Annotated in this window: 11 protein-coding genes; 7 read left to right on the top strand and 4 right to left on the bottom strand. The window is 69.8% G+C overall.

Annotation, left to right across the window (positions count from 1 at the left end; all coding sequences use genetic code 11):
- Positions 1 to 16 precede the first annotated feature (16 nt).
- The 3 genes from ACQPYK_RS41040 to ACQPYK_RS41050 are packed head-to-tail and all read left to right on the top strand — an operon-like array spanning position 17 to position 2,020.
- Positions 17 to 172: a hypothetical protein gene (locus tag ACQPYK_RS41040; protein WP_433244098.1), complete on the top strand. Its 156-nt coding sequence runs from the start codon at positions 17 to 19 to the stop codon at positions 170 to 172.
- The gene (locus ACQPYK_RS41045) at positions 154 to 1,038 is read left to right on the top strand and encodes an SDR family oxidoreductase (protein ID WP_433244101.1); all 885 of its coding nucleotides are present in this window, start codon (positions 154 to 156) and stop codon (positions 1,036 to 1,038) included. Before ACQPYK_RS41040 ends, ACQPYK_RS41045 begins: the two co-directional genes overlap by 19 nt.
- A 49-nt stretch (positions 1,039 to 1,087) precedes the next feature.
- A complete protein-coding gene (locus ACQPYK_RS41050) occupies positions 1,088 to 2,020 on the top strand; it encodes a superoxide dismutase (RefSeq protein WP_433244104.1) in 933 nt (310 codons plus the stop codon).
- Positions 2,021 to 2,202: 182 nt separating this feature from the next.
- Here the strand turns inward: ACQPYK_RS41050 and ACQPYK_RS41055 are convergent, their stop codons facing one another.
- Positions 2,203 to 5,661 (bottom strand): discoidin domain-containing protein, encoded by a 3,459-nt coding sequence (locus ACQPYK_RS41055; protein ID WP_433244107.1) that lies wholly within the window; start codon positions 5,659 to 5,661, stop codon positions 2,203 to 2,205.
- Between the two features lie 1,790 nt (positions 5,662 to 7,451).
- On the bottom strand, positions 7,452 to 7,700 hold the full coding sequence (locus tag ACQPYK_RS41060) for a hypothetical protein (RefSeq protein WP_433244110.1): 249 nt from the start codon (positions 7,698 to 7,700) through the stop codon (positions 7,452 to 7,454).
- On the opposite strand from ACQPYK_RS41060, the gene ACQPYK_RS41065 reads away from it, so the two are divergent.
- The 3 genes from ACQPYK_RS41065 to ACQPYK_RS41075 are packed head-to-tail and all read left to right on the top strand — an operon-like array spanning position 7,681 to position 12,262.
- Positions 7,681 to 9,636: a PEP/pyruvate-binding domain-containing protein gene (locus ACQPYK_RS41065; RefSeq protein WP_433244113.1), complete on the top strand. Its 1,956-nt coding sequence runs from the start codon at positions 7,681 to 7,683 to the stop codon at positions 9,634 to 9,636. The genes ACQPYK_RS41060 and ACQPYK_RS41065 overlap by 20 nt on opposite strands.
- Complete coding sequence (locus ACQPYK_RS41070; RefSeq protein WP_433244116.1) at positions 9,633 to 10,889, top strand: MFS transporter; 1,257 nt, start codon at positions 9,633 to 9,635, stop codon at positions 10,887 to 10,889. The genes ACQPYK_RS41065 and ACQPYK_RS41070 overlap by 4 nt, the downstream gene beginning before the upstream one ends.
- On the top strand, positions 10,886 to 12,262 hold the full coding sequence (locus ACQPYK_RS41075) for an ATP-grasp domain-containing protein (RefSeq protein ID WP_433244119.1): 1,377 nt from the start codon (positions 10,886 to 10,888) through the stop codon (positions 12,260 to 12,262). The genes ACQPYK_RS41070 and ACQPYK_RS41075 overlap by 4 nt, the downstream gene beginning before the upstream one ends.
- A 21-nt stretch (positions 12,263 to 12,283) precedes the next feature.
- Here the strand turns inward: ACQPYK_RS41075 and ACQPYK_RS41080 are convergent, their stop codons facing one another.
- Entirely contained in the window at positions 12,284 to 12,454 is a 171-nt protein-coding gene (locus tag ACQPYK_RS41080; RefSeq protein WP_433244122.1) for a hypothetical protein, read from the bottom strand.
- A gap of 280 nt (positions 12,455 to 12,734) precedes the next feature.
- Positions 12,735 to 14,324 (bottom strand): phosphoglycerate dehydrogenase, encoded by a 1,590-nt coding sequence (gene serA / locus ACQPYK_RS41085; protein WP_433244125.1) that lies wholly within the window; start codon positions 14,322 to 14,324, stop codon positions 12,735 to 12,737.
- 209 nt (positions 14,325 to 14,533) lie between these two features.
- On the opposite strand from serA, the gene ACQPYK_RS41090 reads away from it, so the two are divergent.
- The gene (locus ACQPYK_RS41090; protein ID WP_433244128.1) at positions 14,534 to 15,454 is read left to right on the top strand and encodes a hypothetical protein; all 921 of its coding nucleotides are present in this window, start codon (positions 14,534 to 14,536) and stop codon (positions 15,452 to 15,454) included.
- Positions 15,455 to 15,477 lie beyond the last annotated feature (23 nt).

Below are 15,477 nucleotides of genomic sequence, written 5' to 3' on the forward strand. Positions count from 1 at the left end.
CCAAGGAGCCGAACCCATGCGCATCACCGTGTGCGGAGCGGCGGGAAACGTGGGAGGCCGTGTGGTGGCCGAGGCGCTCGCCCGCGCGCAGCCGACTCACGACCTCGTCCGCGACCTGGTCCGTACCCCCGATACCGCCGAAGGAGAACGAGCGTGTCACGCACCGTGCTGATCACCGGAGCCACCGGAACCGTGTCCACCGCACTGATGAACGCACTGGAAGGGGCCGATGTGGACCTTCGTGCTCTCGTCCGTGAAGAGTCCAAGGCGGACGGCCCGCGCGAGCATAACGCCAAGGTCTTCGTCGGTGACCTCGATGACGCTCGGTCGCTGCCGCCCGCCTTCGAGGGCGTGCAGGACGTGTGGCTGCTCACCCCGAACGGCCCGCGCGCTCCGGAGAACAACATGAACGCCGTGTGGGCCGCACGCCAGGCCGGTGTGGAGCGCATCGTGCGCTTGTCCGTCGTCGGCGCGGCACACGACGCGCCGAACCGCAGCGGCAGACTGCACGCGCTGTCCGACCGGGAGACCGAACGATGCGGCATGCGCTGGACGATCCTGCGTCCCCACTGGTTCATGCAGAACCTGCTGAACGAGGCGGGCGACATCGCCGCCACCGGCACGTTCTCGCTGAACATGACCTCGGCGCGGATCGGCATGATCGACGTACGCGACATCGCCGAGTGCGCCGCCCGCGTGCTCCTCGACGTCCCGGATCGCCACCACGGCCAGACCTACACCCTCACCGGCCCGCGCTCGCTGACGTTCGACGAGGTCGCCGACCGATTGAGTCTCGCTCTCGGCAGGCCCATCACGTACCTGCCGGTCGGCGACGACGCCAAGCGCGAGACCCTGCTCGGCTACGGCGTTCCGAAATGGATCGTCGACATGCTCGAGGAGTACGCGCGGGCTTATGTCTCCGGCTGGGGAGACTTCACCACCGATACGGTCGCCGATCTTCTCGGCCACCCCCCGCGCGACCTCGCCGACTTCGTCCGCGACCATGCCGCAGCGTTCACCTCGACCGACGGCGACTGAAGAAGCAATGGCACTCGACAGGGCCTGCACAGAGCTGGGAGGACATCAGATGATGCGATCGATCAGGGGCCTCGGTGCGATTCTCGCCGCACTCGCACTGGCCATCACCATGGGCGGTTCCGCCGCAGCGTCATCGGACCGGCGGGCCGGGACGCCTCCGACATCGATCTCGTTGCCCGACGGCTTCCAGCCCGAGGGCATCGCCATCGGCCCCGGCCCGTTCGCCTTCATCGGCTCCATGGCCGACGGTTCCATCTACCGCGCCGACCTGCGTACCGGACGCGGGGCGATCATCAGCCGCGGGCCCGGCACACCCTCCCTCGGGATGAAGACCGACTCGCGCGGACGGCTGTTCGTGGCGGGCGGCACGGGCGGTGACGCGCGCGTCGTCGACACCCGCACCGGCCGGGTGCTGGCCTCCTACCGGCTGACCACCGGCCCGGCGTTCGTCAACGACGTCATCCTCGCCCAGGGCGCCGCGTGGTTCACCGACTCCACCAACCCGGTGCTCTACAAGCTGCCGCTGCGCGGCGGACGGCTGCCCGCCGCCGCGGTGCCGATCCCGCTCACCGGGGATCTGGTGTACGGCGACGGCTTCAACGCCAACGGCATCACGCCGACTCCGGACGGCCGGGGCCTGCTCGTGGTGCAGTCGAACACCGGCGGGCTGTTCCGCGTCGACTGGTCCGGTGCGACCCGCCGGGTGGACCTGCACGGCGAGTCATTGCGGGAAGGCGACGGCCTGTTGCTGCGCGGCCGGACGTTGTTCGCGGTGCAGAACCGGCTCAACGCCGTGGCCGTCCTGCGGCTGAACGCGGCGGGGACCGACGGGCGCGTCGTGCGGCGGGTGAGTGATCGCCGGTTCGACGTACCGGCGACCGTGGCGGCCTTCGGGCCCCGGCTGTACCTTCCCAACGCCCGCTTCGACACCAGCCCGACCCCCACCACCCCGTACACCGCCGTCGCCATCCCTCGCCCCTGACTGACGTGGGGAGATCATCTCGATCTCCACCCGGGCGCCCGGCGGCAGCGCCGCGACGCCGATCGTGGTGCGTGCCGGGTCTCGTTCGCCTTGGGCCTGGCACCCCGACCCGGGCACCCACGCGTTCCACGCCGGTGCCCGGGGAGGTCACCGGCGTGGAACGGAGGCGGAAGGCCCGAGGGTCAGTGCCCGTAGACCTGCATCTCGTAGAGGGAGTATCCGTAGGCGGTGCCGCGGGCCGTGCCGTTGATCCGCACGTAACGGCCCGAGCCCGACAGCCCCGTCAGGTCGTCGACGCCGCCGTCACCCGTCGTCGTGCTGCGAAGGGTCGTCCAGGCCGAACCGTCGTCGGACACCTGGATCTGGTAGGCCCTGCCGTAGGCGGCCTCCCAGGAGAGCTTCACCCGGGTGACGTCCCTGACCGAGCCCAGATCCACCCGGAGCCACTCGGGGTCGTGGCCCTCGGCGGAGGCCCATCGGGTCGAGGCGGTGTCGCCGTCGAAGGCCTTGGCCGCGCCGTACGCCGAACCCTCGGTTGAGGACGCCGTGGCCGGTCGCCCCTGCGAGAGCAGCGTCTCGGCCGAAGCCGGCGATGTCGTCACCGTCACGGCGGCCGAGGCGGCCGAGAGGTTCCCGGCCGCGTCGCGAGCCCTGACGGTGAAGGTGTACGGCGTCGCCGCGGCGAGTCCGGTGACGGCGGCGCTCGTCCCGGTCACGGTGGTGACCGGCGCCGAGCCGTTGTAGACGTCGTAGCCGCTGACTCCTACGTCGTCGCTGGAGGCGTCCCAGGCCAGCGCCACGCTGGACGACGTCACCCCGGTGGAGCGGAGGTCGCCCGGTACCGACGGCGCCTGCGTGTCCGGGCCGCCGCCACCGCCCGCCGGGACGGTCCGGACGGCGGTGTTCCAACCGGCGACCCGGACGCTCGGCGCCGAGCCGTGCAGGTCGGAGGCGCGGTAGGCGACCGTCAGCGTCTTCGATTCACCCGGCCACAGGCTGATCGCGTTGTCGGACCACCGGACCGGCAGCACCGGTTTGCCCGCCGAGTCCACCAGGTGGGCGTCCAGGTAGAACGCCGGGATCTTGCCGGCCCCGGTGTTGGTGACGGTGACCGTCGTGGTCCCGGGGGACGGGGTGGCAGCGGTGACCGACAGCGGCGCCTGCGCCATGCCGGTCAGGCCCTTGAGATTGGCGTAGGAGGTCGTGGGGACGTAGTACCAGTCGTTCTTCGCCCAGTCGATGACGTCACCGGAGGTGGACAGCCAGTAGACGTTGCGGTCGATCTCGCCGCCGCCGTCGCCGAGCGTCAGCCGCACCAGGTAGGTCGAGGACAGGCCGGTGATCGCCGGGATCGTCGTCGCGGTGACCCTGCCGCCGTCGGCGGGGACGGTGACCGTGGCCGTGGCCGTGTGCTTGTTGGTGCCGTCGAGGTTGTAGACGTCGGCCTTCACCGTCAGGCCGGAAACCGGGGCGTGGGTGGAGTTGACCACGACGACGGATCTGTCGTCGTAGGAGTACTGGACGTGCAGCGGCGAGTTGGCCTTGCGGGTGCCCCAGTAGGAGCCGCCCTGGTCGAGGTAGGTGTCGAACAGCTGCCAGTGCAGCGAGCTCCAGCCGCTGTTGAGCATCCAGTAGACGAGGCCGGTCGAAGGGTTGGTGGCGTCCTTGAAGTTGCGGCCGTAGGCCTCGAACTGCGCCCGCGTCGCCTCGTACTGGGCGAGTTGGGCCTTGCGCACGTAGTCGTCCAGGCTGGTCGGCGCGCCGTACCGGCCGACCATGGCGTTGTTGAAGATCTTGAGGTTGTTGAAGGTGCCGGACGGCGAGCGGTGGTATTGGGTGGCGTTGAGGTTCTGCCACAGGGTGTTCAGCTCGCCGGCCGACATCATCCGCTTGAGCGAGTCGAGCGTCGGCACGTCGGGGCCGGCGCCGGTCTCGGAGTTGAAGCCGTAGGCGCCGCCCTCCCGCTTGGCGTACCAGTAGTTCGGCGGCACCCAGTCGTAGGGTCCGGTCATCTTCATGCCGGAGGATCCCAGCTGCGGCGAGGACTTGTCCGAGGCCGCCGCGATCACCGGGGTCTGCCAGTCGGCCGCGCCGAGGGCGTCGAGATAGCCGGTCTCCTGCTGGGCGTTGGGCGCGAAGTCGCTGCCGATGAGGAAGGTGAACACGCTCGGGTGGTCGCGCAGCCGCGCGGCCTCGGCCGCCATGGACGCCTTGGCGACGGAGAAGTCGGCCGCGCTCCAGGTGTCGCCGGGCTCACCGCCGTTGGTGTGCCCCTCCCACTTGTCGCAGCACTCCCACCCCGCCATGACGAGGATGCCCATCCGGTCGGTCAGGTCGAACAGCCCGTCCGGCTCCAGGTGACCTTCCAGCCGGATGGTGTTGAGGCCGAGGTCGCGCACGTAGCGAAGCTTGTCCTCGACGTAGGTGGGGTCGTAGCGGAGGAACAGGTCGGGTGACCAGCCGCCGCCGCGGATCAGCAGCGGGCGGCCGTTGATCCTGTACAGCCGGTGGCCGCTGCCGTCGAGGGAGGAGGTGACGCTGCGGATGCCGAACGTCGAGTGCGAGGTGTCGGTCACGGTGCCGCCGACGGTCGCGGTCAGGTCCAGGTCGTGCAGGGCCTGGGCGCCCATGCCGTACGGCCACCAGACCTGGGGGTCGTCGACGGTCCGGGTGAAGGTGACCGTCTTGGTCTGGTGTGCGGCCAGCGCCACGTCCTGGGTGAAGGCCGCCGGGCCGGCGGTGCCCGACACCGTGGCGGTGACGGGTGACGCCGAGTCGTTGCGCGCCTCCACCTTGATCGTGAGCTCGGCCCGGTCCAGCGCGGCCGTGAGCGAGGTGACCACGTGGGCGTCGCGCAGGGCGACCGCTCCGCTGCGCCGTACGAAAACGTCCCTGAAGATGCCCATGTTCTTGTCGGGCGGCGTCTGCACCCAGTCGATCCAGCCGACCGTCAGGTTCTTGTTCGGGTCGTTGGGGTTGACCTTGAAGGCCACCGAGTTGACCCCGGGGTGGACCAGGGAGGTCACGTCGAGCTGGTGGCGGGGGTAGGCGCCGGCCAGGCCGGTGGCCGCCCGGGTGCCGTTCACCCAGACCTCCCCGCCCGAGACCAGCCCGGTGACGTCGAGGAAGGTGTTGAGCCCGGTCTCGGCCCCGAGAGTGAAGTCGGAGCGGTACCACCAGGGCACGGCGAAGTCGGCGGCCGGGATGTTCTTCATGTTGGTGGAGTAGAAGGGATCGGGGTGAACACCGTTGGCCAGCAGCGCCGCCAGGACCGTGGAGCGTGGCCCGGCCGGGTACCACGAGGTGGCGGCGTAGCCCGGCGTGGAGATCGCCGTACCGGAGTCCGCCGTCTTCGCCGAGGACTGGATCCGGTATCCGCCGAGGGCGGTCGGCGCGAGGGCCCCCGAGGGTCGCGGGGCCGTCCGTTGCGAGTTCGCCTGCTGCGAGGGCGCCCGTGGCGGGACCGCCTGTTGTGGGTTCGCCTGCTGCGAGAGCGCCCGTGGCGGGACCGCCTGTTGCGAGGCCGTCCGCTGTGGGGCCGCCCGTTCGGAGGCCGCCGCGACAGTGCTCAACCCTCCCCCGGCCGCCATGGCCATGACCAGCGCCGTAACAAGCCCCGTCCGCACCCAAGGTCCGATCATCGACATCTCCGGGCTCAATTAATAGTTAGGTAGCTTTCCTAACTAATTGCCCGAATTTTGATCCACCGGCTGCGGCAAGTCAAGAGGTCCCGGGAGACGGCACGGACGGATTTCCATCACCCCGGCATTCACCACGGAACCCGGCCCCGAGGTCCACGGGGGAAACGGCCGTACGGGCCTTCGCACACCGAGGTCCACGGCGGAAACGGCCGTACACGCCTTCGCGCGCCGGGGTCGACGAGGGCTCGGCCCCGTCACCGACGATGGCCCGCGATCACGACGAGTGCGTCGTCCCGGTTCTCCAAAAGGAGGAAAACGCGATTGTCACCATGGAGTCACCACTGGCAAATAAGCCCTGGCCACATATGCGCGTATCACTGTGAATACGTTGCGCATTACGCTCGCACAGTGGGCGAGTCCGCGCCATCCGGCATCGGAGAACCCTAGTGGCCGACCAGGGCGAGGGCAAATCGACGACCCCTCTCACCACCCGGCACTTTGCGTGCGCACGGAAGTGGCGACGATAGGGCAGAACCCTCGTGGAGGTGCCGGACGGAAGGTGCGGGAAACGGGCTCACGCCCCGCCGGACCGACGTCTCTTAATCCGGCCCGAGCCACGATCCCGCCCCCATGATGTTTCTTTTTCAATTACTTGCCCATTGGGCGGCCCGCAGAGCCTTTGCGGACCCTACAAATGCCCAGTTCAGGACCGATTGCTCGGCCGGAAGGCCTGAACGGCGCCCGATGAAGGCTTGAGGCGGATTTTTCCCCCTCTAGCGGCGCGTGTATTCTCCTACCCGTGACGAACTCGGCCGGTCCGTCCTAGAGTTATTACCGACCAGGGCAGAGTCCGACGTCGCATTAGAGGGGGACGGAGAGCCGTAACAGGCCATCCGTGGCGTACGGTATTCAGTGTCATGTGCTCGGCGAGATCACGCCGGCTTGCCGTTGATTTTCAGTCGGCGCTCTGTGACCCGCACGACCTCATCTCTGCTGCGAGAACGTGTCTTTGCCGCCGTGAAGCGAGATGTGAAACATTTCCTGCCACGCAGGGAGGGTTTATAGAAGCGTTTGATGGACATGCAGGCTTCATCGCACCGGCTGATTTCCCGGGTGCGATCCGGGCTTGCTCAGCAAGCATTGAAACGCGAGAAGGGGGTCTCAGCGTGCGCCGATCCGTAAGAGGAGCAAGAGGCGAGGGAATCCAGGACGGCGGCCGGCCGCGAGGGGCCGGCGACGTGGGAGGCGTGATCCGTACTTCCGGCTCCGGCGACGCCGGACCGGGCCGCCGGCGCGACCACGCGTCCGGCGCACTCGCCCCCCGGCTTTTCTCCGGTGGCCGATTCCGGGTGCACGGCGGGCAACGACCTCCTTCCGGCCGCACCAAACCCGACGGCCGTACCAAACCCGAGCCGGTTCGCTAGCCGGCCCCCGAAGGTCCCGTGTGCGCCGGATGACGCGGCTGCGCGCCCGTCGCGGGAACCGGTCGTGTCATCGCCCGGCCGGCTGTGCCTGCGGGCATGTCGCCGGACATGCCGCCAGGATCCGCGATCGCGCATGCGACGCCGTGCCGACGCCTCCGACCGGCGGGCGTGATCCGGGCCGACGGCCGGGACCCGAGAAGCAGAGGTCGTGAACCCGCGCGCCCCGTGCCGTTCGACGACGGAGCGAGCCGCGCGACCGTGCGCCGCATCGAGCGCGCCGCCCGCCGCGAGGTCCAGAGCCGCCGGTCACGGATCCGGCGCAGGAGCCACCGGACCCGTTCCGGCCCTCACGACGGAGAGACCTCGTCACATCAGCCCTGTGACGGCGGTGCGCCGCCCGCACAGTGCGCGGGCGGTGCGCTGCCGCGTGGCTGCACCCGTTTGCGACAGGAGATCAGATGAGAAGGAAGCACGTGACACCGAGCATCGACCGCAGGAACCGCGTATCCGCGAAGGCAGGTGTTCGTCAGTGGTGAGCACGATCGACAGGACTTTTGCGCGCACGACCGTCGTTCCCGCGACCTTGGAGGCGCCGTTGACCATCCCGGCGTTCATGAAGCTCTCCGGCCGCCTGGCCGGTTTCCCCTTCGTGAAGGTCGTGGTGGACCTGGACGAGTCGACGTTCCATTTCATCGACAGCACCGGTAACCCGCTGCACGTGCAGTACATCGCCGAGCACATCCTCGGCAAGCCGGTGGAGGATCTGCTCCGGGACATCGACACCTTCAACCACGACGTCTACATCCGTCCCGACCGGCGCTTCTTCCTCGGACTGCTCGCACTGCACAGGCGAGCGGAGGAGGACGGCCGGGAGCGGGTCTTCCTGTCGCTGGAGACGGTGGAGGCGGACACCATGACCGCCGACATGCTGCTGTCCTTCTACCGGCAGGTGCGCGCGCACCTCGACCCGTCGGTGCCGCTGTTCCTCAAGCCGGCCAACCACCTGCAGGAAGCCCACGTCGCGGACATCCCGCAGGAGGAGCTGCCCCGTCTTCTCGCCCACGAGCTGCTGTCACAGGCGCCGTTCGTGCCGCTCAACCCCGGCACGGCGCACGGCCGGCTCCGGGTGTTCCGGTCGGACGCCGAGTATCGGGCGGACGCGAACACGCTGGAATGGCACGACATCATCGTCATGCCGCGCGTGCCCGACGACATCCCCCGCGTGTCCGGGCTGATCAACACCGAGCACACCACTCCGCTGTCGCACACCAACGTCCTGGCCACCGGGTGGGGCATCCCCAACGCCATCCAGACCGACATCCTCGACCGTCTCGATCGTGCCGGCCTGAACGGCCGGTGGGTGCGATACCAGGTGGATCCGGCCGGCGCCGAGGCCCACGTCGAAGCGGCCGAACCGCCCGCCACCGACTCGCCGCCGCCCTGGACGGCCGACCGCGTCACCCTGGAGAGACCCGAGACGGGCGCCACCTCGATCACTCCGTTGTCTCGGCTGCGCATGGGAGACCACTACCGGTTCGGCACCAAGGCCGCCAACCTGGGCGAGTTGTGCCACGTGCTGGAGCACGGCTCCCGTCGCTGGCTCGGCTTCTACCAGATCCCCCGGCCGCCACGGCCTGACCTGCTCGGTCATCTGGCCCGGCTCCTCGGAGTCTCCGGGCCGGCCGACGAGGCCGTGCTGTCCGCCGCCGCCGAGCGTCTCGTCAGGCGATACGTGGAGGTGCCCCGGGGCATCGCGCTGCCGTTCTCGCTGCAGCAGGAGTTCCTGGAGTCCTCGCCACGGATCCAGCAGACCATCGGCCGGCTGAAAATGGCGTTGGAGGCCGGCACCGAGCACATCGACGGGCTCTGCGCGGAGCTGCAACGGCTGATCACCACGACCCGGCTGCCCGACCGCATACGGCAGCAGCTCGATGACGCCATCGTCACGCACCTGTCGGGCGTCGGGCGGTTCGTGGTGCGCAGTTCGTCCAACGCGGAGGACCTGGAGGGGTTCTCCGCGGCCGGGGTCTACGAGTCCATCCTCCACGCGCGCACGCTGGACACGATCGCCGACAGCATCAAGGAGGTGTGGTCCTCGCTGGTGTCCGTACGCAGCGTGCGGCTGCGGGAGCAGGCGGGCATCCCGCTGGAGGACTGCTACATGGGCGTGATCGTCCAGGAGCTGGTGGACGTTCCCCTCGGAGGTGTCCTGGTCACCTGCAACCCGGCCGACCAGCGGGACTTCCGCAACGTCTACGTCAACATCTCCGCGGGATCGGTCGCCGACGTCGTCTCCGGGGTGCGGGCGCCGCTGCAGCACCTCTACAACACGGTCGAAGGCGGCGGCCGGACGATCTCGCTCGGGGCCGCGCAGTCCGACCTGGACACCACGGCGAAGGACGCCCTCGCACGCCTGGCGCTGATCGGCCGCCTGCTGCAGTCCCATTTCTCCCCGGACTACCTCTACGGGGTGCCCGTCGACATCGAATGGGCCCTGGACGGCGAGCGGATACGGCTGTTGCAGATACGGCCCTACCGAGCCCTGGCATGACGGACGACACCGCACCCACCGTCCAGCGGGTCGTCAGAATCTACAACGGTTTCAAACTGTTCACCGGCCTGCTGTGGTGGCTGCCCGTCTTCTACGTCTACCAGCGCGACAGCGGCCTGTCCGACGCGCAGATCTTCGCCATCCAGAGCATCTACTACCTGGCGTTCTGCCTGCTGGAGATTCCCACCGGCGCGTTGGCCGACCGTTTCGACTACCGCCGTTTCCTGCAGGTCGGAGCCGCCGTGCTGACGGGGGCCAACCTCGTCCCCGTCATGTGGCCGTCCTACGGCGGGTTCCTGACCCACTTCCTGCTCATAGCGCTCGGAAACTCCCTGGTCTCCGGCGCGGGCAGCGCCTACCTGTACGAGTATCTGCAGCGCGGCGACTCCCTCGCCGTCTACCAGCAGGCCGAGGGCAGCGGACGCGCCTACACCCTGACCGGCCGCATCGTCTGCCTGCCGGCCGCCGGAGTGCTCATGCAGTGGTACGCCCCTTCGCCCTACTGGCTCTCGGCGGCCTGCTCGGCCGCCGCCGTGCTGCTCGCACTGCGGCTGCCCGCCCTGCCCCCCGCCCATGGCGAGCATCGTGAGGCGGACGGGCGACGGCGGCAGTCCCTGCGCGAGCAGCTCGCCGCCGGGCGGGTGCTGCGGCGCTCTCCGGTGCTGGTGCTGCTGATGGCCCAGGGAGTGGCGGTCTTCACGCTGGTGCGGATCGGCCAGGCCAACCTCTTCCAGCCCATCCTCTCCCTCAAGCATCTCCCGCTGGCGGGGTTCGGGGTGATGATGGCGGTGACCACGCTTTTCGAACTGGCCGGCGCGGCCCGATCGACCTGGCTACGGCGATTCGGTGACGTGCGGGTCGTGTTCGTGCTCACCGCGGTCATGGCCGCCGCCCTCGCCCTGCTGGTTCCGGCGGGCCTGGCCGGCACGGTGCTGTGCCTGTGCGTCTTCTCTCTGGCCTCAGGGCTGATCTTCCCCATCCAGCGCCAGCTGATCAACAGCGCCATTCCCGGCTCACGGCACCGCGCCACGCTGCTGTCCCTGGAATCGCTCATCGACCGCTCCGTCTGCGCCCTGGTCGTGATGGCGCTGGGCGGTTACCTGTCCCGGGGCGCGATGGATCTGTTCCTGGTCCATGTCGCCGTCGGCACGATCGCGCTCATGGCGGCGCTGGCCGTCCTGGTCCACCTGACGCGCCGGCGACAACGCGCCACCGCGCAACGGGACACCACCATGAAGGAGAACGTCTCATGAAGAAGATCCTCTACGTCTACGCCAAGGGCGGCGCGCCGCTGGAGCACGCCTTCCCGCGCATCGCCGCCTGCGGCGAGTTGCACGTGCTGGCGCTCATGCCGCTGCCGGCCGCGGGTGAGGAGCAGTGGCGCCCGTGCTGCGCGAGCATCACCGAGGCCGGCTCGGACACCGCCCGGGGCGACGCCGTCATCGAGGAGATCATGCGCCACGCCAAGTTCATCGGGGCCGATGCCGTGGTGACGCTGTCGGAGTTCGCGGTGCTGGCGGTGGCGCACGCCGCCGACCGGCTGGGCCTGGCCGGCCCTGGACCCGCCGCCGCCGAACGGGCGCGCGACAAGCGGCTCATGCGTGAGGTCTGGGCGGCCGCCGGGGTTCCCGTCCCCGGATTCCGCCGGATCTCCTCCGAGGCGGAACTGCGTGCCGCGCTGACCGAGCTGACGCCGCCGGTGTTGCTGAAGCCGGCCTGGAGCGCCGGATCGATCGCCCAGCTGATCCTGGATTCGCCCGATGACGTGTCGGCCGTGTGGACGCAGGTCGCCCGCGCTCTGGACAAGGGCAACCAGGTGGGGATGAGCGAGCTGTACGAGACGGAGGCGGACCGCCACCTGCTGGTCGAGGAGATAGTCGACGGATCGACCGACGGCTGGTACGACCTGCCCGGCTACGCCGACTACGTGAGTGTCGAGGGGATCGTCGCCGGCGGCGTCTACCATCCGCTGTGCATCGCGGCGCGGCTCCCGCCGATTCCACCGTTCAACGAGGTGGCCAGCACCATGCCCTGCGTCCTGCCGGAGCCGCTGCAGCGCAGGATCGAGGAGGTCTCGCGGCAGGCCGTGGACGCCATGGGACTGGATACCTGCGGCACGCACACCGAGCTGAAGCTGCGCGCCGACGGGCGGATGGCCGTCATCGAGACAGCGGCACGGTTCGGCGGCGTGATGATCACCAGGCAGGTCGAGGAGGTGTTCGGGCTCGATCCGATCGCCATGCTCGTGCGGCAGCTGCTCGGTGAACAGGTCGCCTATCCCGAGCGGATGCTCGTCGAGGGCCAGGGCGCGGCCGCGTCCGTGGTCGCCGCTCCCGCCGACGCCGCCGGGACTCCCTGGCGCAGCAGGCCGCCGTGGATCCCCCGCTCGGTGGAGTGGTCGGAGATCCTGTCGCCCGGCAGCGCCATCGAACCCGTCGCGGCGTTCGACCTGCCCGCCGGCCGGGCCGTCCCGGCCTACGACCCCACCGCCGGCGTCGCCAACTGGCTGGGCGTCTTCATGCTCACCGCGGCCGATGCCGAAACGCTGCTGCGTGACTGCAACGCCGTCCTCGACGGTCTCGAAGACGGCCTCAACCGGGCGGCCGCCCGGTCCGCCGCCGGATAGCGGGCCTGTGCCGGGCTCGCGCTAGCGGGTGGGAGCGCCCCCGTTGTCGCGGCGGTCCAGCGCGGTCTGGAGCGCGTTGACGGCCTCGTCCTCGGTCTCTTCGGAACGGTTCCAGGAATACATGTCGTACATGGCGATTCTCATCTCGTCGATGGCATGCGAGCAGGAGGAGATGGTCTGGACTCCGGTCACGAATCCGGACCGGGCCTGGGTGTCGCGGGTCCGGGTCGCGGACCCGCGACGGGGACGTGGAGCCGGCACGCGCCGCCGCACCGCGGCGGGCCGCCGGCCCGTCTGTCAGGCCCCGCCGCGGCAGGTAATGAGTACGAGAACCTGGCGCATTACCAGCCAGGTTACCCGCCCGTAGGGGTGGCGTCTCGCCCGCCGTACACATTTCTCACATGTTGAGACGTCGAACGGCCGTCGCCCCTGGTGGCGGGACGGCGGCCGTTCGGCGGAGAGAAGCGGAGAACTAGTCGGCCAGGTCGACCGAGCGGCCGCTGTCGGCGCCGATCTCGGCGCCGATCTGGTCGATGACGTCGGCGGGGATGCCGGAGTCGACGGTCAGCGCGATGAGGGCCTTGCCGCCCTTGGCGTCACGGGCCACCTGCATGGAGGCGATGTTGATGCTGTGGTCGCCCAGGATGCGGCCGACGACGCCCACGATGCCGGGACGGTCGATGTAGGTGAAGAACGACAGGTGGTCGGTCGGCTCGATCTCCATCTGGTAGCCGTTGACCTCGACGATCTTGGTGATCTGGCGGGGACCCGCCAGGGTGCCGGAGACCGAGACCGTGCGGCCGTCGGCGAGGACGCCGCGGACGGTGACGACGTTGCGCCAGTCGGGGCTCTCGCTGCTGGTGACCAGCTCGACGGTCACGCCACGGTCCTTGGCCAGGAGCGGGGCGTTGACGTAGGTGACCGAGTCCTCGACCACGTCGGTGAAGATGCCCTTGAGCGCGGCCAGCTCCAGCACGCGGACGTCCTGGGCGGCGATCTCGCCGCGAACCTCGACGTCGAGCCTGGTGGCGACCTCGCCCGCGAGGGCGGTGAAGACCCGGCCGAGCTTCTCGGCCAGCGGCAGGCCGGGCTTGACGTCCTCGGCGACCGCGCCGCCCTGGACGTTGACCGCGTCCGGCACGAACTCGCCGGCGAGGGCCAGCTTCACGCTGCGCGCGACCTGGGTGCCGGCCTTCTCCTGGGCCTCGTGGGTGGAGGCGCCCAGGTGCGGGGTGACGACGACCTGGTCCAGCTCGAACAGCGGGCTGTCGGTGACGGGCTCCTTGGGGAAGACGTCGATGCCGGCGCCGGCGACGCGGCCCTCCTTGATCGCCGAGTAGAGGGCGTTCTCGTCGATGATGCCGCCGCGGGCGACGTTGACCAGGCGCACCGACGGCTTGACCTCGCGGAGCTCCTTGTCACCGATGAGCCCGAGGGTCTCCTTCGACTTGGGCAGGTGCACGGTGATGAAGTCGGCCTCGCGCAGGGCCTCCTCCAGCGACACCAGGCGGACGCCCATCTGCGCGGCGCGGGCCGGCTGCAGGTAGGGGTCGTAGGCGATCAGCTCGACGCCGAACGGCTGCAGGCGCTGGGCGACCAGCTGACCGATCTTGCCGAGGCCGAGGATCGCGACGACCTTCTCGTCGAGCTCCACGCCGGTGTACTTCGAGCGCTTCCACTCGCCGCCCTTGAGCGCCGAGTGCGCCTGGGCGACGTTGCGGGCGGAGGCGAGGATCAGCGCGACGGTGTGCTCGGCGGCGCTGGTGATGTTGGAGGTGGGCGCGTTGACGACCATGACGCCGGCCTTGGTGGCGGCCTCCACGTCCACGTTGTCCAGGCCGACACCGGCCCGGGCGACGACCCGGAGCTTGGGGGCGGCGGCGATGGCTTCGGCGTCGACCTGCGTGGCGCTGCGCACGATGAGCGCGTCCACGTCGGCGAGGGCGGGCAGGAACTGGGCACGGTCGGCGCCGTCGGTGTGGCGGACTTCGAAGTCCGCGCCCAGGACCGCGAGACCGGCCTCGGAGAGTTCCTCTGCGACCAGTACGACGGGCTTGTTCACAGGCTAGATCCTTTAGACGTGGAGGCTGCTGCACGGACCTCACGTAGTCTATCGGCGCTTGTGAACACGTTCACGAGTGTCCCGCGATCCGAGATGCGGCTACCCACCCCGGATATATCCCATACATGGAAAATTCAACTTGGTATTGATCCGGAGAAAAGTTCACGATTACCCTCATAAGCCGTGGTCCCCTACCTATCGTTCCTCATATGAGCATCGGGAACCCCGCCCTCGGCGATGTGCTCGCGCAGCACGGCGGCCCGCACCGGCTGCTGGCGGCCCTCGCCGACTGGGGACTCCTCGTCGCCGTGCGACCGGATCGCTCCGTCGTGCTGGGCACGACGCAGGCCGGTGATCGAGTGCTGCTCGGATACACCTCGGAGAGCACCTACGCGCGGCACCGTGGCAGCCACTCGTTGTCGGCCTGCGACGCCGACACCATCCTCGACATCCAGCGCGTCACCGGTGTGCGGGAGATCGTGATCGACGCCGCGGGACCGGCGGCGGCCGCCGTACCCATCGAGGACCTCCAGCGCTACCTGCTGTCGACCCGCACCGGCCCCACGCCGGCGCTGTCGAGCGCGGCCCCGACGGCGTACGCGACCGGGGCGATGGCCACGGTCACCCGTCCACCGGCCCCGCCGGTCACCCGCCCGCCCACCCCGCCCGCACAGCCGGTGGCACGCCAGCCCGCCTCCCCGGTGGCACGCCCGCAACGGGCCGCCGCGCCGGCCACGCCCGCCCAGCCATGGATCCCCGCGCCGCGCCCCCACCTGTCGGGGCCGATGCAGATGGTGGACCCCGGCTACCGGCGGTGCGAGCACCCGATCCTGCCCGCGCTGCGCGCCGCGATCTCGCACGTGCTCGTCGACTACCCGCTCGTCCACCACGTGTGGATCTCCGAGGCCCGGACCTCCTCCGGCGCCCCCGGGATCATGCTGCACGTCAAAGTGCACATGTCGGCGGCCGAGGACGTGGTCAGGGACATCCACCGCGGGGTGCGCGCCCGGCTGCCGCAGCTCGCGGCGAGCGAGGCGCCGATCCTCATGGCCCGGGTCGCCGACGCGCGCAGCGAGCAGCGGATGATCGAGCTCTGCGCCCACGTGGTCTGCGCCGACGTCACCGGCTGACGAAGACTCCGCGCGGGAAGGGC

It is taken from the genome of Streptosporangium sp. CA-135522, assembly GCF_050949235.1.
GTDB lineage: Bacteria > Actinomycetota > Actinomycetes > Streptosporangiales > Streptosporangiaceae > Streptosporangium.

Coding starts and splice junctions, on each gene's coding strand:
- ACQPYK_RS41075 (WP_433244119.1), top strand. CDS start 10,886: ATGAAGAAGATCCTCTACGTCTACGCCAAGGGCGGCGCGCCGCTGGAG.
- ACQPYK_RS41050 (WP_433244104.1), top strand. CDS start 1,088: ATGATGCGATCGATCAGGGGCCTCGGTGCGATTCTCGCCGCACTCGCA.
- ACQPYK_RS41060 (WP_433244110.1), bottom strand. CDS start 7,700: ATGAACGCCGGGATGGTCAACGGCGCCTCCAAGGTCGCGGGAACGACG.
- ACQPYK_RS41070 (WP_433244116.1), top strand. CDS start 9,633: ATGACGGACGACACCGCACCCACCGTCCAGCGGGTCGTCAGAATCTAC.
- ACQPYK_RS41040 (WP_433244098.1), top strand. CDS start 17: ATGCGCATCACCGTGTGCGGAGCGGCGGGAAACGTGGGAGGCCGTGTG.
- ACQPYK_RS41090 (WP_433244128.1), top strand. CDS start 14,534: ATGAGCATCGGGAACCCCGCCCTCGGCGATGTGCTCGCGCAGCACGGC.
- ACQPYK_RS41055 (WP_433244107.1), bottom strand. CDS start 5,661: ATGATCGGACCTTGGGTGCGGACGGGGCTTGTTACGGCGCTGGTCATG.